Source organism: Actinoplanes sp. NPDC026619 (assembly GCF_040638295.1).
Classification (GTDB): Bacteria; Actinomycetota; Actinomycetes; order Mycobacteriales; family Micromonosporaceae; genus Actinoplanes.
In genome coordinates, this window is record NZ_JBEZYA010000001.1 from 439,736 (window position 1) to 457,601 (window position 17,866).

The 17,866-nt window shown below is 70.5% G+C and carries 17 protein-coding genes; 9 read left to right on the top strand and 8 right to left on the bottom strand.

The window, feature by feature from the left end; genetic code table 11:
- Positions 1 to 42 precede the first annotated feature (42 nt).
- The 4 genes from AB0E90_RS02170 to AB0E90_RS02185 all read right to left on the bottom strand — a co-directional run bounded on the left by AB0E90_RS02170 (position 43) and on the right by AB0E90_RS02185 (position 5,492).
- On the bottom strand, positions 43 to 1,383 hold the full coding sequence (locus tag AB0E90_RS02170) for a gluconolaconase (protein WP_360398040.1): 1,341 nt from the start codon (positions 1,381 to 1,383) through the stop codon (positions 43 to 45).
- 270 nt (positions 1,384 to 1,653) lie between these two features.
- Positions 1,654 to 4,062: a transglycosylase domain-containing protein gene (locus AB0E90_RS02175; RefSeq protein ID WP_360398042.1), complete on the bottom strand. Its 2,409-nt coding sequence runs from the start codon at positions 4,060 to 4,062 to the stop codon at positions 1,654 to 1,656.
- A gap of 127 nt (positions 4,063 to 4,189) precedes the next feature.
- Positions 4,190 to 4,390 carry a DUF3072 domain-containing protein gene (locus tag AB0E90_RS02180; protein ID WP_360398044.1) on the bottom strand — a complete coding sequence of 67 codons (201 nt, stop codon included), beginning with the start codon at positions 4,388 to 4,390 and terminating at the stop codon, positions 4,190 to 4,192.
- Positions 4,391 to 4,418: 28 nt separating this feature from the next.
- Positions 4,419 to 5,492 carry a HAMP domain-containing sensor histidine kinase gene (locus AB0E90_RS02185; protein ID WP_360398046.1) on the bottom strand — a complete coding sequence of 358 codons (1,074 nt, stop codon included), beginning with the start codon at positions 5,490 to 5,492 and terminating at the stop codon, positions 4,419 to 4,421.
- A gap of 294 nt (positions 5,493 to 5,786) precedes the next feature.
- Here AB0E90_RS02185 and AB0E90_RS02190 point away from each other — a divergent pair, with 294 nt between their 5' ends.
- From AB0E90_RS02190 to AB0E90_RS02205, 4 genes are all read left to right on the top strand, one after another.
- The gene (locus AB0E90_RS02190; protein ID WP_360398048.1) at positions 5,787 to 6,215 is read left to right on the top strand and encodes a TetR/AcrR family transcriptional regulator; all 429 of its coding nucleotides are present in this window, start codon (positions 5,787 to 5,789) and stop codon (positions 6,213 to 6,215) included.
- 129 nt (positions 6,216 to 6,344) lie between these two features.
- Entirely contained in the window at positions 6,345 to 6,572 is a 228-nt protein-coding gene (locus AB0E90_RS02195; RefSeq protein ID WP_360398050.1) for a hypothetical protein, read from the top strand.
- 23 nt (positions 6,573 to 6,595) lie between these two features.
- Entirely contained in the window at positions 6,596 to 7,633 is a 1,038-nt protein-coding gene (locus AB0E90_RS02200; protein ID WP_360398052.1) for an alpha/beta hydrolase-fold protein, read from the top strand.
- Positions 7,634 to 7,757: 124 nt separating this feature from the next.
- Positions 7,758 to 8,099 (top strand): hypothetical protein, encoded by a 342-nt coding sequence (locus tag AB0E90_RS02205; protein WP_360398054.1) that lies wholly within the window; start codon positions 7,758 to 7,760, stop codon positions 8,097 to 8,099.
- A 59-nt stretch (positions 8,100 to 8,158) separates the two neighbouring features.
- Here AB0E90_RS02205 and AB0E90_RS02210 read toward each other — a convergent pair whose 3' ends face one another.
- Positions 8,159 to 9,214: an NAD(P)-dependent alcohol dehydrogenase gene (locus AB0E90_RS02210; protein ID WP_360398056.1), complete on the bottom strand. Its 1,056-nt coding sequence runs from the start codon at positions 9,212 to 9,214 to the stop codon at positions 8,159 to 8,161.
- Positions 9,214 to 9,885, bottom strand: a complete 672-nt coding sequence (locus AB0E90_RS02215; RefSeq protein ID WP_360398058.1) for a DUF4334 domain-containing protein — start codon at positions 9,883 to 9,885, stop codon at positions 9,214 to 9,216. The genes AB0E90_RS02210 and AB0E90_RS02215 overlap by 1 nt, the downstream gene beginning before the upstream one ends.
- Positions 9,886 to 10,027: 142 nt before the next feature.
- Between AB0E90_RS02215 and AB0E90_RS02220 the strand changes: the two genes are divergently transcribed.
- The 5 genes from AB0E90_RS02220 to AB0E90_RS02240 all read left to right on the top strand — a co-directional run bounded on the left by AB0E90_RS02220 (position 10,028) and on the right by AB0E90_RS02240 (position 15,543).
- Entirely contained in the window at positions 10,028 to 10,822 is a 795-nt protein-coding gene (locus AB0E90_RS02220) for a DUF4142 domain-containing protein (protein WP_360398060.1), read from the top strand.
- A 35-nt stretch (positions 10,823 to 10,857) separates the two neighbouring features.
- Entirely contained in the window at positions 10,858 to 12,510 is a 1,653-nt protein-coding gene (locus tag AB0E90_RS02225; RefSeq protein WP_360398062.1) for an aminotransferase class V-fold PLP-dependent enzyme, read from the top strand.
- Positions 12,511 to 12,577: 67 nt separating this feature from the next.
- Positions 12,578 to 13,651 carry a M15 family metallopeptidase gene (locus AB0E90_RS02230; protein WP_360398064.1) on the top strand — a complete coding sequence of 358 codons (1,074 nt, stop codon included), beginning with the start codon at positions 12,578 to 12,580 and terminating at the stop codon, positions 13,649 to 13,651.
- A 485-nt stretch (positions 13,652 to 14,136) separates the two neighbouring features.
- Positions 14,137 to 14,565 carry a peptidase inhibitor family I36 protein gene (locus tag AB0E90_RS02235; protein WP_360398066.1) on the top strand — a complete coding sequence of 143 codons (429 nt, stop codon included), beginning with the start codon at positions 14,137 to 14,139 and terminating at the stop codon, positions 14,563 to 14,565.
- Positions 14,566 to 14,646: 81 nt separating this feature from the next.
- A complete protein-coding gene (locus AB0E90_RS02240) occupies positions 14,647 to 15,543 on the top strand; it encodes a hypothetical protein (RefSeq protein ID WP_360398068.1) in 897 nt (298 codons plus the stop codon).
- Here AB0E90_RS02240 and AB0E90_RS02245 read toward each other — a convergent pair.
- Both AB0E90_RS02245 and AB0E90_RS02250 read right to left on the bottom strand, forming a co-directional pair.
- On the bottom strand, positions 15,530 to 16,957 hold the full coding sequence (locus AB0E90_RS02245; RefSeq protein WP_360398070.1) for a GGDEF domain-containing protein: 1,428 nt from the start codon (positions 16,955 to 16,957) through the stop codon (positions 15,530 to 15,532). The genes AB0E90_RS02240 and AB0E90_RS02245 overlap by 14 nt on opposite strands.
- Before the next feature lie 7 nt (positions 16,958 to 16,964).
- Positions 16,965 to 17,819, bottom strand: a complete 855-nt coding sequence (locus AB0E90_RS02250) for a LysR family transcriptional regulator (RefSeq protein ID WP_360398072.1) — start codon at positions 17,817 to 17,819, stop codon at positions 16,965 to 16,967.
- Positions 17,820 to 17,866: the final 47 nt, after the last annotated feature.

Here is a 17,866-nt window from a genome sequence, read left to right on the forward strand (position 1 = left end):
CCCGGTGCGGGTAACGGCCCGGAAGTCGTTGCGGCTTCCGGGTCAGGGCGCGGCCGCGGCGACGCGATAGATCGCTCCGGCCAGGTCGTCACTGACGTACAGCGCGCCGTCCGGGCCCTGCACGGCCGCGACCGGGCGGCCCCAGCGCGAGCCGTCGGCGTTCTGGAAGCCGGTCAGCAACGTCTGCTGCGGGCCGAGCGTGCCGTCGCGCCACGGGAAGAACGCGACCTCGGGCGCGCGCGGCGGCTTCCGGTTCCACGAGCCGTGGATGCCGACGAGCGCTCCGGCGCCGTACTCACCGGGTAGGCCGGGCGAAGTCGCGAAGCTCAGCCCGAGCGGCGCGCTGTGCGCGCCCATCCCCTGCTCGACCGCGGGCAGCGTGGCACAGTCGAGCTTGGCGCCGTCGGCGTTGGTCTGCAGGTCCCGCACGAACGGCCGGTTCGTGTAGCTGAGCGGCGAGTTCTTCTCCCCCGGCTTCAGGTCGGGGTCCGGATTGCAGTACGGCCAGCCGAGGTCGCGCCCCTGGGTCAGTTTGGCGAGCGGCTCGATGGGGTGGTCGTTGACGTACGACTGGATGACCTTGCCGTGGTCGTCACCCTCGTACGGATAGGCGGTGTTGTCCCGGTTGTTGACCGCGGTCCAGACCCCGCCGTCCGGGTCGATCGCCAGGCCGGTGCCGTTGCGCACACCGCGGGCGAACGTCGCGGGCGACCCGCCACCCGGCGGCACGCGCAGGATCGAGGCCCGCTCCGGGGTGGCGTCGCGGTCGTCGGCCGAGATGTTGCCGGTCGAGCCGATCGAGATGTAGAGCGCGCCGTCCTTACCGACCGCGACGCTCTTGAGCGCGTGCGCGTAGGCGCCGCCCAGCTCGGGGCTCTTCGCGTCGGGCAGCCCGCCGGCGACCAGCCGCTTGCCGGAGAGCGCGCCGTTCGCGTAGGTGAAGCCGTCCACCTGGTTGCTCTCGGCCACGTAGAGGGTGTCGCCGGCGAAGGCGAGGCCGTGCGGCTGGTTCAGGCCCTCGACCAGCGTCTGCTGAGCCGGCACGGCGTCGCCGGAGCCGGGGGTCAGCTCGATCACGTCGCCGCTCTTGGGCCGGGAGACCAGCAGTTTCCGGTCCGGGGTCCAGGCCAGCAGGCGGGCGCCGGGCAGCCGGGCCCAGACGCTGACCGTCCAGCCGGGCGGGGCCTGCACCTCGCGGCTGGAGTCGAACGGGGCGGCGCCGGTGCCGGCCAGCGGGCGAACGGTGGTGGCGGCCAGCGCGGGCGCCGGGCCGCTCGACGGCGCCACGGTCGTGGCCGCCGGTTCCGCCGATGAGCTCGAGGAACAGGCGGCCAGGCCAAGCGCCAGGCTGCCGGCCAGAACCGCACGAACGACGTTGGTCATCCCGCATCTGTACCCACCGGGCCCGCCGAGCCGCAACCTTTCCCGATCGATCAGACCTTTTCGGTTGATCCACGATCTTGGGGGTACGGCTTTCAAGATCCCCATCTGGAAAGGGGTACGTCGTGGCGGGAGCACGATGCGGTGCTGTACGTGGACGACGCGCACGGCATGGGCGTGATCGGCGAGCGCAGTCCGATGGAGACCTCGCGCCGTACGGGCGGCGCGCTGCGGCCGACCAGCCCCCGCCAGCGCGTGGCGGGGACTGACCGGTCAGCGACGCGGTGGTGGGAGGCCGGGCAGGGTCGGTGGCGTTCCCGGTTTCGCGGCGCCCTTGCCGTTGCTGACCTGGATGATCACCACGCCGCCCTTGATGGTGCGGCCGCTCGGCTCGGTGCCGGCGGCCGTGCCGGCCGGGCACTTCGAGTCGACCTGGCCGCTGCCGACCCAGACCGAGAAACCGGCGCCCTCGACGCGGCTGCGCGCGCGGGCGACCGTCAGGCACTCGACGTCCGGGATGGAGCGCTGGTCGCCGACCGCGATCTTGCGGCTGCTCGGGGTCTTGAACTGGATCTTCGGCTTGCCCTTCATGTAGTCGGCGAGGGTGTTGTAGACCGCCGGGTTGACCGTGGAGTGCTCCATCCGGTCGGTGTGCGCCTGCCAGTCCGGGTTGACCAGGTAACCCGCCACGACCAGCGACGTGGTGCCGGCGATCAGCGCGGCGGTCTTGTCGCGGTCGGTGGTGCCGGTCTTGCCGAACACCGGGTGCCCGACCACGCCGCGGGTCGCCCGCGCGGTGGCGCCGTTGCAGCTGCCGAGCTGGGCCGAGTCGCCGACCGGGCAGCGGGTCGCGTCGAGCGCGGCGCGGGCCACGTCGGAGCTGGTGGCGCGGGTGCAGTGCGGCTTGCCGACGTCGAGCTTCTCGCCGGAGAGGGTGGCGATCTGCTCGATCGGGGTGGGATCGCAATACATCCCGTCGCCGGCCAGCGTCGCGTAAGCATTGGCCATGTCGAGCGGGGTGGTCGACGAGACGCCCAGGGTGAACGCGCCCCACTGGTGCGAGTTGCCCGGCTGGGCCAGCACCGCGTCGCTCGGCGCGCGGAACTGGACGCCGAAGCGCTTGGCCACGCTGACCACATTTTCCGCGCCGACCCGCTCCTCCAGCGGCACGAAGAAGGTGTTGATCGACTTACCGAAGCCGGTCCACATGTTGTAGACGCCCTCGCCACCGCCACCCGAGTTCTGCGGGCACCAGAAGTGCGTGCCGGCGCAGGCCGAGTCGTTGCCGGAGTCGATGATGTAGCCCGACCGGTACTGCTTCTCGGCCTTGATCGTGTACGCCAATGGGTAGCCCTTTTCCAGGGCGGCCACCATGGTGAACATCTTCATCACCGAGCCGGCCTGGTAACCGGTGATGTCGCCACCGCCGGTGAGCAGCGGGTTCGTGGTGTTCGGGTAGGTGCCCCGGACCCCCTTCTTCGCCTTCTTCGGGTCGGACGAGATCTTGTTCGCCGGGTGGGCCGGGTCGTCGAGCTTGAACCGCCGGTTCGCGGCGAGCAGCCGCACCTTGCCGGAGCCGGGCGCGACCGCGGCCAGCAGCAGGGCGTTCTTGTTGCCGTCGGAGATCGCGCCGGCGACGTTGGCCCGCGCGTCCTTCTGCGCCTTGATGTCCAGGGTCGTGGTGATGCGGTAACCGCCGCTCTTGAGGCGGCGCTCGCGGTCATAAGGGGTGCTGCCGAACTCCTCGCGCCCCATCCACCAGCGGTAGAAGTAGTCGCAGAAGAAGCCCCACTCGTTCTTCGCCACCGACACGCAGCCGTTGCTGACCGCCCGCACCTCCTTCGGGATCGGCTCCTTCAGCGCCTTGTCCGCCTCGGCCTGGGTGATCGCGCCGGTCAGCACCATGCCGGGCAGCACGTACGCGTTGCGGCGCTGCAGCAGTTGGTCGTAACCCTCGCCGGTGGTCGGGTCGTAGTAGGACGGCGCGCGCACGATGCCGGCGAGCATGGCGGCCTGGCCGACCGTGAGGTCCTTCGGCTTCTTGTTGAAGTAGACCTGGCTGGCGGCGAAGATCCCATACGTCTGCTTGCCGAACGGCGCGATGTTCAGGTAACGCTCGATGATCTGGTCCTTGGACAGCTCCTTCTCGAGCTGCATGGCGTACTTCATCTCGGTGACCTTGCGCTTCGGCGTGTCCTTCGTGGCGTCGACGACCTCCTGCGGGTTGGTCGCCGAATAGGCCAGGGACATGCGCACCAGCTGCATGCTGATCGTCGAGGCGCCCTGCTTGCCGGCCTTGCCCTGGTTGTTGCTCACCAGCGCGCGGGCCACGCCCTTGACGTCGACGCCGTTGTGGTTGGGGAACTCCCGGTCCTCGGCGGCGATCATGGCGGCAGGCATGTACTTAGAGATGTCCTTCAGCGGGACGTCGCTGCGGAACTCGTCGTAGAACTGGGCGATCTGCGTCTTGTTGTCGGACGCGTAGATGCGGGTGATCTGCGGCGACCGGAACTGCTTGATGTCGCTGGGCAGGCTCGCGAACGCCTGGTTGCCGGCCCGCGCGGCCAGCCCCGACATCGCCGCCACCGGGAAGACGGCGGCCGCCACGACGACGCCCATGAGCAGGCCACAGGTCAGGAACGCGAGCACGTTGAAGAAGACGTTGTGATCGCGACGCCTCATCCAGGACCTCACCGCACCACCACCCCGTGACTGGGCCCCGCGATCGGGCGTTCGCCGGGCTCGCATGATAGCGAGCCGGGTCAATCACACATCACGGTGTCAAGTGGGGGAAGGGGGCAAGGCCCCCTTATCGGCCGCGGCCGGTCTTCTCCTGCAGCTCGTCGATCTTGCGGGACGCATCGGCCTTGGTGAGGCCCTCGGGGGCGCCCTCGCCGGCCTCGGTGGCCAGCGTGTGCAGGTAGGACTCCTGCGCGGCGGTGGCCGGCTCGTCACCGGTGGTCCAGTCGGCCGGGTCCTTGGCGGCGTTGCCGTTCGTGGTGTCGGTCATGAGTCTCTCCCTTCGAACATCCGTCTCACTACCCCTTCGCCGTGACCGGAAACGTGATCACCATGGCGACGCCGGGATCGCGGACCTCGGCGACGGCCTGACCGCCGTGCGCGACCGCGAGCTGCCGGACGATCCACAGGCCGAGCCCGACCCCTTCCGGGCCACCCACGGCGAACTGCCCGAACAGGGTCGTCCGCAGCTCCGCCGGGATGCCCGGGCCGTGATCGCGCACTTCGAGCCGGTCCTTCTCCAGCCTGATGACGACCGGCGGCTTGCCGTAGCGCAGCGCGTTGCCGACCAGGTTGATCAGGATCTGCTCGAAGCGCTGCTTGTCGACGCAGATCATCAGGTCGTCGTCGACGTCGACCACCACCTCCTTGTCGGTGCGCACATATTGGAGGGCCTCCTGCACCAGCGTCCGCGCCCGCAGCTCGCGGCGGTCCAGCTTGAGGTGGCCGGTGCTGTCGATGCGCTGCATGTCGAGGAGGCCATCGGCGAGGCGGAAGACCCGGTTGGTCTGTCGCAGGGCGGCGTCGACCATGCGCTCCTCGTGCCCGGTCGCGGTCTCCTTCAGCTCTTCGAGGGTCATGCGTACGGTCGACAGGGGTGACCGGACGTCGTGGGCCAGGGTGTTGACCATCGCCGAGCGCCACTGCTCGATGCGCGCCAGCCGCTCCCGGTCGTCGCGCAGGTGCCGGGCCTGCGCCTCGATGAGCAGGGCCACGATGATCGTGACCGGCATGAAGATGAACGCGCTGCCCACCACCATGGGTGGCTGGCGGGTCAGGATGAGCGGAACGAGATAGGCGGCGGTGGCCGGCGCGGCGTAGGCCAGCAGCACCCACCGCGGGTAGTGCAGCGCCGCCCAGGCGTAGAGCAGCACCAGGAACGGCCCGGTGCCGCTCGCGACGCCGCCGAACGACCAGGTGGACAGGCCGAGGACGCCGAACCCGAACAGGCCGAGCAGGGCCGGCGCGTTCGGCCGCCACCGTTCCCACGGCAACAGCCGGGCGGCGAGCGCCATGACGAAGTCGCAGACCGCCACGATCAGCAGGTCGCGGGCGTGGCTCGCGTCGTTGCCGATGGCCGCGACGCCGAGCACGCCGGCCAGCGCGAAGAGCGCGGCAGCCTGCCGGGCCGCCGCTCGCGGCCCGGTTCCAGGAAGCCCGAAGAGCCGGTTCCGTCCTACCTTCTCACTATATAAAACCGTACGACCCGGCCAGGATGTCCTCGACCAGGGTCGGACCGGTGGGAACCCAGTCGAGCAGCGCACGGGTGCGCGCGCTCGAGGCGGACATGCCGAGGCGAACGGCCGGTCGCTGCCGGCGAGAGCCTCGGCCATCGTCTCGACCGCGGCCCGCTCGGCCCGGTCGGACTCGGCGGGGTCGGCCCAGTCATGCTTCTGCACGCGGTCGACGACCTCCTGCTGGAGGTCGGGTACGCCGCCATGACGATGAAGGGCATCGCCGAGCGCGCGGGTGTCGGCCGCCAGACGGTCTACCGCTGGTGGTCGACGAAGGCCGAGGTCCTCTTCGAGGCATGCGCCGCCGACGCGGAGCAGGAGCTCGCCGTCCCGCCCGCGGCGACTCCCCTGGCCGAGCTCACCGCCTACCTCGGCGCCCTGGTGCGGTTCCTTGCGCACTCCCCGGCGGGCGCCCCCTACCGCGCGCTGCTGGCCGCCGCCCAGCACGATCCCGCGGTCAAGGAGTTGATCTCAACGAGGGAACTGCTCGGCGACAGCGCCCGCGTCGTGCTGGAGCGGGTGGCCGGCGCCGGGAGCGACGAGCACATCGCGCTCCTCGTCGGCCGGCCTTCTTCTGAGTGATGAGCGGGCGCGACCCCGCGGCCCTGGATCCCAGCCGGCTGGCACGCGAATTCACCGGACTTATCCATATATAGGGGTTTACCGGCCATCGGCGCGGGCACCGGGAGGGGAAACACGGGGAGGGAAATCATGACTATCGCCCAGAATCCGCTGATCGCGTTCGCGCTGGCCGCCAAGCCCGAGGTCGAGGACGTGACCGGGGCCGGAGCCGGCGTTCCGATCGGCGCCGCCGACGTCGAGGCCGACATCGCGCGCTCCGGCGGCCGGGCCGACCTGACGCTCGGGGCCCGCGACTCCGACGGGGTGCCGGTCGGCGAGGCCGACCACGAAGCCGACAAGCGGGCCTCCGGCGCCTGAGCGAGCGCACTACGCTGGCGGACGTGCTGCCATGGGATCACGAACTCGCCGGGGAACTGCATCAGGAGACGATCGAGTCGGAGCTGCTGCGCGGCAATCCGCTCGGTGATCCGCACGTGCGGCCGCTGTGGGTCTACACGCCGCCGGGTTACGCCGAGTCGGGCGAGCAGCGCTACCCGGCGATCTACGTGATCCAGGGTTACGCCGGGCACATCAGCATGTGGGCCAACCGGACGCCGTTCCGGCAGCCGTTCATCGAGACCGCCGACGCGGTGTTCGCGACCGGCGAGGCGCCCGGCTGCATCCTGGTCTACGTCGACGCCTGGACGGCGTTCGGCGGGTCGCAGTTCGTCGACTCGGCCGGGACCGGGGCCTACCACTCGTACCTCTGCGACGAGGTCGTCCCGTGGGTCGACGCCAACTTCCGCACGATCGACGCGCCCGGCTCCCGGGCGATCAGCGGCAAGTCGTCCGGTGGCTTCGGCGCGATGATCACCCCGATGCTGCGGCCCGACCTGTTCGGCGCGCTCGCCACCCACGCCGGCGACGCGCTGTACGAATACTGCTATCTCAACGAGTTCGCCAAGGCCACCCGGGCCCTGCGCGACTACGACCACGACATCCAGAAATGGTGGGCGGACTTCCGCGGCCGCACCCCGTTCACCAAGGAGCACGACACCGCCCTGCTGCTCCTCCTCGGCTGCACCGCGGCCTTCTCCCCCGCCGCCGACGGCACGCCGCAACTGCCGTTCGACCCGCGCAGCGGGCAGCTCATCCCCGAGCGGTGGGAGCGCTGGCTGGCCTGGGACCCGATCCGGATGATCGACCGGTACGCCGACGCGCTCCGCTCGCAGCGGGCCATCTGGATCGACGCCGGCACCCGCGACGAATGGTTCCTGGACCTGGGCGCCGAGGCGTTCCGGGCCGGTCTGTCCCGCATCGGCGTCCCGGACGACCGCGTCCAGTTCGAGCTGTTCCCGGCAAGCCACGGCGGCATCGACTACCGCTACCCGCAAGCCGTGGCGTGGCTCGCGCACCGTCTGGAGCGCGCGGAGAAATAGGCGGAAAGACCTCGGCAGGGCCGGTGGCCGACCGGCCCGCGGTTGCAAAAGCGCCGTTCGTCAGACGCATGACTCCTTCCCGTGATGGCCTGGTCGGGTCATGTCATGAGTAGGGAGGCGCGACATGCACACCACGGCAAAACTGTCGATGCTCCTCGGCGCCGGTCTTCTGACCGCGATCGTCGGAGCGGGACCGGCTCAGGCCAGCCCTGCGCCGCCACCGCGCCACGATGAGGACGTGATCGGCTACTTCAGCAACAGCTACGACTGCGAGTGGGTCGGGCGCCTGGGCGATTCCCAGAACCGCTGGGAAGACCCGGACTGCGATCAGGTCAGCTGGGGCCCGTACCGAGGCCAGTACGTGCTGAAGGCCGAACGCCGCGATCACAACGGCTGGCCGGATCAGCAGGCCCAGGGCCAGGGATGGCCGGGGCCGGGCAGGCCCGGCGGCGGACACCCGCACTAAACAGGTTTCTGGTGGAGGCCGGGCGCGGTGCGCCCGGCCTCCGTCGTGTCATCCGGCGATCATGCGAAGACGAGGACCGGCTTGATGGCGGAGCCGTCGCGCATGCCGGCCACCGCGCCGGCGATGTCCTCGAAGGGGAACGTGGTGATCAGGCGCTCGATCGGCAGGGCGCCGCGCCGGTGCAGGTCGATCAGCCGCGGGAGGAAGCTCTGCGGGTCGGAGTCGCCTTCGAGCACGCCGTGGATGCGCGCGCCCGAGTTCAGCAGGCTCATGATGTCGAACGTGACCTCGCGGCCGATGCCGACCATGGCGAGCGCGCCGAGCGGCCGCAGCGCTTTCACGGCGGCGGTGAGCATCTCGGGGCGGCTCGTGGTGTCGACGATGTGGTCGAAGTGTCCGGTGAGTCCGGTCGGGCCGGTGGCCTCCGTCGCGCCCAGCTCGACCGCGAGGGCGCGCCGCGACTCGATCGGGTCGACGGCGACGACCGGCGTGCAGCCGGCCACCACCCCGGCCAGCACGGCGCTGAGGCCGACCCCGCCGCAGCCGATGACCAGCAGCGAGTCGCCGGGCGCGGGGCGCAGGCGGTTGAGGACGGTGCCGGCGCCGGTCTGCACGCTGCAGCCCAGCGGCGCGGCCACCGGAAAAGGAAGGTCGGCGGGCAGGCGAACGGCGTTTCGTTCACTGGCCACGGCGTACGTGGCAAAGCTGGATTGACCGAAGAACCCGCCATGCACCATTTTTCCGTCCCGCGACAGCGGGGAGGTGCCGTCGCCGCGGCCGCCGGAGGCGTTGAGGGCGCGCGCCGAGCGGCAGTAGGCGGGCCGGCCGGCCGCGCATTGGTCGCACGACCCGCAACTGTGGAACGTGAGGCAGACATGATCGCCGGGCGTGACCGTGGTGACCTGCTCGCCGACCGCTTCGACGACGCCGGCGCCCTCGTGGCCGAAGACCATCGGGGTCAGCGGCCAGACCGCCTGCATGGTGAGGTCGGTGTGGCAGAGCCCGGCCGCCATGACCCGGACCAGCACTTCGTGACCGCGCGGCGGCTCGAGATCGACGTCCTGGACCACGAACGGCCCGCCGGCCGTCTCGGTGACCGCGGCCCGGATGCGCATCAGGCCCTTTCCAGGATGAAGTAGTAGAAGAGTCCGCCGTTCTGCTTGACGTTCATGATGCCCATCAGGGTGTCGTCGTCGACCCGCTTGAAGTGGTCGAACACCGGCTGTCCGTCGTAGACCATGGTCGCGGTGACCTCGCCGCGGAACTCGATGTTCCACAGGCTGGCCTCGCCCTTGCCGAGCTCGGTGTTGGAGTAGAGCTTGCCCTCGGCGTCGCGGCAGATGAGCGGCTTGGCGTCGGACACGCTCACGAACGTCTTGCCGAACCACCCGGCCTGTTCCAGCCGGCCGTTGAGCGGGTGGCCGGTGTCGAACTCGCTGCCCCGCCACTCGCCGAGGATCTCCTCGGGCCGCACCGTGCCGAGCAAGGCCCAGACCTCGTCGAGCTCACCGGCGTCGATCCGGCCGGCCTGCTCCCGTAGCTTCGCGAACCTCTCGAGCGGGGCGCCCGGCACCTCGGTCACCGCGGCGTTGCGCTCCAGCAGCCACCGGGTCATCTCCCGGAAGACCGCCTCCTTGTTGCTGAAGTACTGGTACAGCGCCGGCCGGGACATGCCGGCCGCCGAGGCGACCGCTTCCATGGAGGTACGCCGATAGCCGTACCGGGCAAAGGTGACCGCCGCCGCCTTCATGATGCGGGCGTGGCGCTGCTCAGCTGCGGAACTCACCCCGCCAGTCTCTACCCCCGCCGCCAGGGGGATTCGGGACCTTAGTCCTCTTGACTTTCCTCGCTCACAGGTGATCCAAAGGGAGCTCCGCTGCGTATTGAAGACCACCAGCGTGGTTCGCAAAAGCGTCGAGGAGGCTCCCGTGTTCTGGTGGCGGCGTGTGTGGGGTCCGTTGTTCGCGGTGGCGGCGCTGGTCCTGCTCGATTCGTCCAAGGCGCTGGCCTTTGCCGAGCCCGGGGTGCCGGTGCCGCCCGGCGAACTGATCACCGACACCGGCGAGGGCCAGCTCACCGACGCCGACAAGGACCTGGTGGTCAAGGTGCGGCTGGCCGGGCTCTGGGAGATCCCGGCGGGCGAGATGGCCCAGCAGAAGTCGAAGAACCCGAAGATCCAGGAGATCGGGAAGAACATCGCCGCCCAGCACGTGGCGCTGGACAAGCTCGACCGGGCGGCCGCCAAGAAGCTCGGCATCAAGCTGCCGAACCAGCCGAACAAGGACCAGCAGGGCTGGCTCGGCGAGATGCGCGAGGCCGAGGGCGAGGAGTTCGACCAGATCTACATCGACCGGCTCCGCGCGGCCCACGGCAAGATCTTCCCGGCGATCGCGACGATCCGGGCCAGCACCCGCAACGACACCGTGCGCAAGCTCGCCCAGCAGGCCAACCAGTTCGTCGCCACGCACATGACGCTGCTGGAGTCGAGTGACATCGTCGACTTCGCCGCCCTGCCGACCGCGCCCGCGCCGTCCGCCGCCACCTCCGCCTCCGCGGCCGCGCCGGCCGGTGGCACGGCGCTCAACTCGGTCGCCGAGAACCAGACCCTCGGCACCAACAAGAACGTCATCCTCGGCGTGCTGGGCGCCGCGGTGGCCGCCGGCGCGTTCCTGACCTGGCGAACCATGTCCTCGCGGCGGCGGCCCCGGCGTTACCGGTACTGATTGTCTTCTCGGCCGCGGTGCGGCACCCTCGGGCCATGGACACCCCCATTCTCGAGCGCATCCGCCGCGGCCTGATCGGCGCCGGCGCGGTCCTCGACGGCCCGTACGGTCCGCGGCGCATCACGCACGCCGACTACACGGCCTCCGGTCAGGCTCTGGACTTCATCGAGGATTTCATCCGCTTCCGGGTGCTGCCCGGCTACGCGAACACGCACACCGAGGCGTCCGCGACCGGCGCACAGACCGGCCGGCTGCGCGAGGAGGCCCGGGCGCTGGTCCACCGCAGCGTCGGCGCCGGCCCGGAGGACGCGGTGCTGTTCTGCGGCTCGGGCGCGACCGCCGCGGTCAACAAGCTGGTCGGCATCCTCGGCCTGCGACTGCCGGAGACCCTCGACGACCGGTACGGCCTGTCCGCCCACATCCCGCAGGCCGAACGCGCGGTCGTCTTCATCGGCCCGTACGAGCACCATTCCAACGAGCTGCCCTGGCGTGAGTCGACCGCCGAGGTGGTGTCGATCGGCGCCGACGACAACGGCCACGTCGACCTCGACGACCTGCGCAAACACCTCGAGGAGTACGCCGATCGCCCGTTGCGCATCGGCGCGTTCTCGGCGGCTTCGAACGTGACCGGCATCCTCACCGACGTGGCCGCGGTGTCGGCGGTGCTGCACGAGCACGGCGCCCTCGCGGTGTGGGACTACGCCGCGGCCGGCCCCTACGTGCCGATCGGCATGCACGACAAGGACGCGGTGTTCCTGTCCCCGCACAAGTTCGCCGGCGGCCCGCAGACCCCCGGTGTGCTGGTGCTGCGCCGCGAGCTGATCGCCAACCGGGTGCCGACGGTGCCGGGCGGCGGCACGGTCGCGTTCGTCGACCCGATCGGCCACAAATACCTCGACGACCCGATCGCGCGCGAGGAGGGCGGCACCCCCGCGATCGTCGAGTCGATCCGGGCCGGCCTGGTTTTCAAGATCAAGGATGAGGTGGGTACGGATCTGATCGGCGCCCGCGAGCACGAGCTGTGGCAGCGCCTGCTGACCCGCTGGACCGCCGAGCCGCGCATCGAGATCCTCGGCGATCTGCACGCCGACCGCCTGCCGATCGTGTCGTTCCAGATCCGTGCGGGCGCCCGCTATCTCCACCACGGCTTCGTGGTGGCGCTGCTCAACGACCTGTTCGGCATCCAGCTGCGCGGCGGCTGTTCCTGCGCCGGCCCGTACGGCCACCGGCTGCTCGGCATCGACGACGCGCACTCCCGCGAGTTCCGCGAGGAGATCGCGGCCGGCTGGGAGGGCATCAAGCCCGGCTGGTCCCGCCTCAACCTGGGCTGGTTCATCTCCGACGCGGTCGCCGACTACCTGGCCGAGGCGGTGGCCCTGATCGCCACCCACGGCGCGCGCATGCTCCCCGACTACCGCTTCGACCCGCACACGTCGCTCTGGTCGCACGTCGCCCACACCGAGCCGGCCATCCGCCTGGCCGACCTGCGCCTGGCCGACCTGAGCCCGGACGCCGAACTCCCGATCGCGCAGCCCACCCTGGGCGAGGCCGTCCTGCCCGCGCACCTGGCCGAGGCCCGCCGCCTGATGGAGTCCCGCCCCGACCCGGTCGACGGCTCCGCCCCCGGCCTGCCGGCCAGCTTCGAGAAGCTCCGCTGGTTCCTGCTGCCGGACACCTGCCTGGAATAACGGGCCCGCAACCGGGCCGCTCCCACGGGGGAGCCGGGCTGCACCCCGGGGGAAACACGCTCTTCGGGTGACTACGCGACCCGAGCACATGAGCGCCCGAGCCCGACGTTTCACCGCGGCAGCCGTCATCGCGGCGGTGGGTGGTGTGCTGCCCCTTGCCTCGGCGGTGGGGACGGCCGAGGCGGCCGTCCCCATCGCCGCCAACAGCTGGTCGACGCTGATGTACCGCAGTCTTACCGCGGATGCGCAGCTCGCGCAGCTGCGCACGGTTCTCGGCAGCCGGAAGACCGCGTTTGCCGGCGCGGTCGCCGACGTGACCGCGGCCAAGGCGGCCGGCACCGGCGCACAGGCGCGGCTGACCAGCGCCACCGACGCTCGCACGGCGGCCGGCGAGCAGCTCGCGGCGGCGGTCCAGGCCGCCACGGACGCGAAGAAGAACGTGGCCAAGGTGTCCAAGCAGAAGCCGCGCAGCGCGGCCGCGGTCACCAAGGCGACCAACGCGGTCAATGCCGCGGTGAAGACGGTCAACACGCGCAAGGTCCAGGTGACCCGGGCTGACGACGTACTCAAGCAGGCCCGGACCGACGCGGGCAGCGCAACCACCGCGTTGAACGCCGCGCTCGGCGCGTGGAAGACCTCGTCGCTCGCGGTGGCGGCGACCGAGAAGGCCATCGCCGGCCTCGGCTCGGCCGAGAGCCTCGCCGCGAAAGCGGCGGCGATGAGCCAGGACGTGGTCAACCAGACCCGGCCGGCGTTCACTACGCAAGACACTGCCCAGGTGTACGGCGTGACGGTGCACAAGAGCGTCGCGTTCGCGTTCCGGCACATGGTCGACGCCGCCAAAGCGGACGGGATCGCGATCTCCGGAGGCGGTTTCCGGACCAAGCAGCGGCAGATCGAGCTGCGGACGATCAACGGCTGCCCGGACGTGTGGACCGCGCCGGCCTCCTCGTGCCGGGTGCCGACCGCGATTCCGGGGCGGTCGCTGCACGAGATCGGCATGGCCGTCGACATCACGTCGGGCGGAAAGACGCTCACGTCGAAGAGCCCGGCGTTCGCCTGGCTGAAGGTGCACGCCGCGGAGTACGGCTTCGTGAACCTGCCGGCCGAGGCGTGGCACTGGTCGATCACCGGCGGTTGACGGAGAAAGTCGAGCGCCGATGTTCTTGGATGACACCGGGAGCATCGGCGCTTCGGCAGTTTGTGCCTGCCCGAACGACGGGCTCCCCCGGACCGAGCGGCTATACCGCGATCAGGCAATTGGGCAGGCGATAGTCGCTCCTGAATGGGGCCGCACCGGCGAATATCTTGGGAACGCCGGGCGTAGCTTGCTCCGGCCGCCGGCGCGCCGTCCATCGTGGCCGGACCCAATCCCGTTGCGCGACAAGGATGAGTGCCTATTCATTCATCTATTCGCGTCCGATTCATTAATTCCCCTGCGGCTTAAATTGATCACATAACGATTACCCCGAAGAAACTGTCATTGACGGATACCAGTTTTCGGCGTAACACTTGAGGCACCTCACCGCTGCAATTGCCCATCGGTCGAAAGATCGTAGGCAGCCTGAGGGTCCCTTCGCTCGGTTCAATCCGTAGCCGAGCTCCGCCCGAAACCGGGAGCAAAAAATGATCCGTAAGACTGGCGCTGCCCTCGCTATTGCCGCGGGCGTCCTGGGTGCTGTCGCCCTCTCGACGTCGGCCTTCGCCGCGCCGAACGGCGTGGCCAACCTCGGTGAGTTCGTGGTGTTCGAGGACGCGAACTACCTCGGCGGGGTGTACGACACCACCGGTGACGTCACCAACTACACCCTGCCGCTCACTGCTCCCCCGACCTACTTCGGCACAACCCGTACGGTGAACGACTCGGGCAGCAGCGTGGCCAACTACTCCTCCAGCTTTGTCCGGGCCTACGTCAATGCCATCGACACCGGCATCGCCAACGGCGGCGCGTACATCAACGTGTACCCGTACCAGACGTCCTCGGGTAGCCAGAGCTGGGCGTACTACAACCTGAGCAGCTTCGACAACGCGATCAGCTCGCACGACTTCCAGTAAGCCGGCCGTGTAGCTGACCACCCGAACGACAGCCCGTCCGGCATTCCCGGGCGGGCTGTCCCCACCAGGGAGTCGTCGAAGATGATCATCAAGAAGATCCTCGCCTGCGGCGGCATCGCCATGGTCATTTCCACGGCCTCGGCGTGCACCGCCTCACCGGCGCCGACGTCCGAACCGCCGATCGGCGCCATTCCGGTGGTGCGCTCGGATTCCGATATCGTGCTGCCGATCGACGCTTATCGGCTATCCGCCGACAAGATTCGCGCGTTCACCGTCGCCGTGGATATTCTCGGCCGCGCCTGCATGAATCGGTTCGGTCTGTACTGGCCACCGAATTCGCCGACTCCCGGCCCGCCGGCGGCGCAGAACGCGCGACGTTATTCGATCACCGATCCGGACAAGGCGAAGATCGAGGGTTACCACCACCTCGACGCCGAGAAGCGCGGAAAAGATATTGCCGCCCGGCAGGCGAAGCAAAAGCAGCCGACCAGCGACGCGGTGAACGTCTGGGGTGGCACCGGCGAACAGACATTCGGCGGCCAGCCGGTTCCGGCCGGCGGATGTGCCGGAGAAGCCACCCGGCAACTCGACAAAGGGGCGCCGAAGGCTGATCCCGGAATCGCGGAGCGGCTTCAGCTCGACACGTACCAGCAAATGGCGCACGACAGCCGCGTCGCCCATGCCGTAGGCGAGTGGCGCAAGTGCATGACGGCGGCGGGCTTCGACTATCCCGACCCGTCGGCGGCCGGCGCGGACAGACGCTGGCAGACCGCCCAGCCCAGCAAGGCGGAGATCACCGTGGCGACCGCCGATGCCGCCTGCAAGACGCAGGCGAAGGTGGCCGGCACGATGCTGGCGGTCGAGACCGCCTACCAGCAACGGGCGATGGCGAAACACCCCACCGAGATGGCGGCGATCAAGCAACTGCTGGAAACGCAGTTCGCGAACGCGACCCAGGTGGCCGCTACCCGTGGCTGAGGCTCAGGGCGCCGATCTTCTTGTGCCTCTTTGCCTCGTACATGGCCAGGTCGGCGCGGGTGATGACGTCGTCGGCGGTGTCACCGGGGCGGGCGTGGGTGACGCCGACGCTGACGCCGATGCGGACCCGCTCGCCCCCGGTGGCCTCGCCGGCGGTGAAGTCGCCGGCGACCATCGCCCGGATCCGGTCGGTCATCGCGCCGGCCGCGCCCGGGCCGCGGCAGATGATCACGAACTCGTCGCCGCCGAAGCGGCTGACCAGGTCGGCGCCGCGCAGCCCGGCCCGCAGGTGGTCGGCGACCGCGATGAGCACGGCATCGCCGGCGGCGTGCCCGAGGCGGTCGTTGACCGGTTTGAAGCCGTCCAGGTCGCAGAACAGGATCGCCAGGTCGGCCGGGCCGGCGGCCAGCTCCTGGTCGATGCGCTCGACGCAGGCGGAGCGGTTCGGCAGCCCGGTCAGCGGATCGGAGGTGGCCAGCCGGCGCAGGGCCAGCTCGGCCGCGCGCCGGGCGGTCGACAGGCGGGCGATCCGCACCATGACCAGCGGGACCATCCCGGCTGACGACACCGCCAGCAGGACGCCGTCGGTGGGCAGATCGAACATGGCGCGGCCGCCGCCGACGATCGGCCCGATCGCCAGCATGGCGCCGAGGAAGACCAGCCGGCCGGTGTTCAGGTGATCGTCGGGGACCTGGCCGGGGGTGGTCATCCAGGCCATCGACGGGTGCAGCGCGGCGCAACCCAGTGCCACGAAGCCGGCCAGGTAGAACACGTTCACCCAGTCGGCGCCGGAGCGGCCGGTGACGGCCGCGGACACGTTCTCCAGCAGCGCGAACCCGACCGACACGGAGATCAGGCGCACCGAGACGATGCGCTGGTCGGAGACGAGCGACACCCGCAGCAGGGCGCCGAGCGTGCCGGCCATCAGGAAGACGTTGACGAAGTTGAAGATCTGCAGGCCGGTCGCCACCCCGGCGGCGGTCAGCGCGGGCCACAGGGTGGTGTCCCACAGGACGCCGGTCAGCCCGACCGCGGCGATGACCGAGTCGATGATGCCGCCGAGGTCACCGCGCCCGCGCTGCCGGACGACGACCAGCGACGCGGCGAGTGCGAGCATCCCGCCCAGGCTGGACGCGATGCTGACGGCCGGGAAGTCGTTGGCCGCGGCCCGCCCGGCGGTCGCGATCAGCCAGGCCCAGGTGAGGTTGCCGGCGCCGTAGACGACGATCGCGGCCAGCAGCAGCCACAGGGCCAGCCGGGTGCCGGCCGGCGCCCGCCGCAGCCGCCCCAGCAGAGCGGCCAGCGGGCTCAGGGCGACCACCACCAGCAGCCAGGGCCGCACCCCGGCCGGCCAGGCCAGGTAGGTCACCACGAGCACACCGGTCACGGCGGCGTACAGGCGAACAAGCGGCACATTCGCCTTATCGGCCGACTTCGCTCCCGAAATGAGCGGCCAGCAGATCCCGCAGGGTCCGGGCGGCGCTGTCGGCCAGTGCGGCCGGCAGCCCGCCGCGTGGCTGGACCGACAGCACGAGCGGTCGCGCGGCCGGCAGGTCGTCCCGCGCGATCAGCCCGTCGAGCTCCCGCTCGAGCCCGGCCATCAGCGCCACGCCCAGGCCGGCCCGCACCGCCGCCTGCACGCCGGCCAGGTGGGCCGCCTCGCAGCCCATCTCGGCGGGCAGGCCGTGCTCGGCGAGCGTGTCGAGGGCCCGGCTGCGCAGCGCGCAGGGCGCGTCGAAGGCGACCAGCGGCACCGGGCCGCCGTCGGCAGCAGGACGCCAGTGCGGCGCGGAGTACCAAGTCAGGGGCAGTTCACCGACGGCCCGGCCGTCGTCGTCGGCGCCGATCAGCAGGGCCAGGTCGATCCGGCCCTCGGCGAGCGCGGCCCGCAGTTGCGCCCCGCGGTCGATGCGGAACCGCACCCGGCGGCCGGGGAAGGCGCCGGCCAGGGCCGGGAGCAGCACCGAGGCGGCGTGCTCGGTCGCGCCGATCACCAGGCGGTGCTCCGGCTCGACCTCGAAGACGCGCAGGGTCTCGTCGTGGGCGGCGAGGATGCGCCGGGCCTGGGCCAGCAGCGTCTCGCCGTCGGTGGTGAAGCGCGAGCCGCGGCCGTCCCGCTCGACCAGCGGCCGGCCGAGGGCGGACTCCAGCCGGCGAACGTGCTGGCTCACGGCGCCCTGGGTGAGGTGCAGCGACGTGGCGGCTCGCTGGAAACCGCCGCAGTCGGCCACCGCGACGAAGCTGCGCAGCGGCCCGATGCCGAGAATCCGACTCATGCCTATCAGTCTACTAGGAATTAATGAGGCAGCGTAATGGCTGGCAT

Coding starts and splice junctions, on each gene's coding strand:
- AB0E90_RS02170 (WP_360398040.1), bottom strand. CDS start 1,383: ATGACCAACGTCGTTCGTGCGGTTCTGGCCGGCAGCCTGGCGCTTGGC.
- AB0E90_RS02175 (WP_360398042.1), bottom strand. CDS start 4,062: ATGAGGCGTCGCGATCACAACGTCTTCTTCAACGTGCTCGCGTTCCTG.
- AB0E90_RS02180 (WP_360398044.1), bottom strand. CDS start 4,390: ATGACCGACACCACGAACGGCAACGCCGCCAAGGACCCGGCCGACTGG.
- AB0E90_RS02190 (WP_360398048.1), top strand. CDS start 5,787: ATGCTTCTGCACGCGGTCGACGACCTCCTGCTGGAGGTCGGGTACGCC.
- AB0E90_RS02195 (WP_360398050.1), top strand. CDS start 6,345: ATGACTATCGCCCAGAATCCGCTGATCGCGTTCGCGCTGGCCGCCAAG.
- AB0E90_RS02205 (WP_360398054.1), top strand. CDS start 7,758: ATGCACACCACGGCAAAACTGTCGATGCTCCTCGGCGCCGGTCTTCTG.
- AB0E90_RS02210 (WP_360398056.1), bottom strand. CDS start 9,214: ATGCGCATCCGGGCCGCGGTCACCGAGACGGCCGGCGGGCCGTTCGTG.
- AB0E90_RS02225 (WP_360398062.1), top strand. CDS start 10,858: ATGGACACCCCCATTCTCGAGCGCATCCGCCGCGGCCTGATCGGCGCC.
- AB0E90_RS02235 (WP_360398066.1), top strand. CDS start 14,137: ATGATCCGTAAGACTGGCGCTGCCCTCGCTATTGCCGCGGGCGTCCTG.
- AB0E90_RS02240 (WP_360398068.1), top strand. CDS start 14,647: ATGATCATCAAGAAGATCCTCGCCTGCGGCGGCATCGCCATGGTCATT.
- AB0E90_RS02250 (WP_360398072.1), bottom strand. CDS start 17,819: ATGAGTCGGATTCTCGGCATCGGGCCGCTGCGCAGCTTCGTCGCGGTG.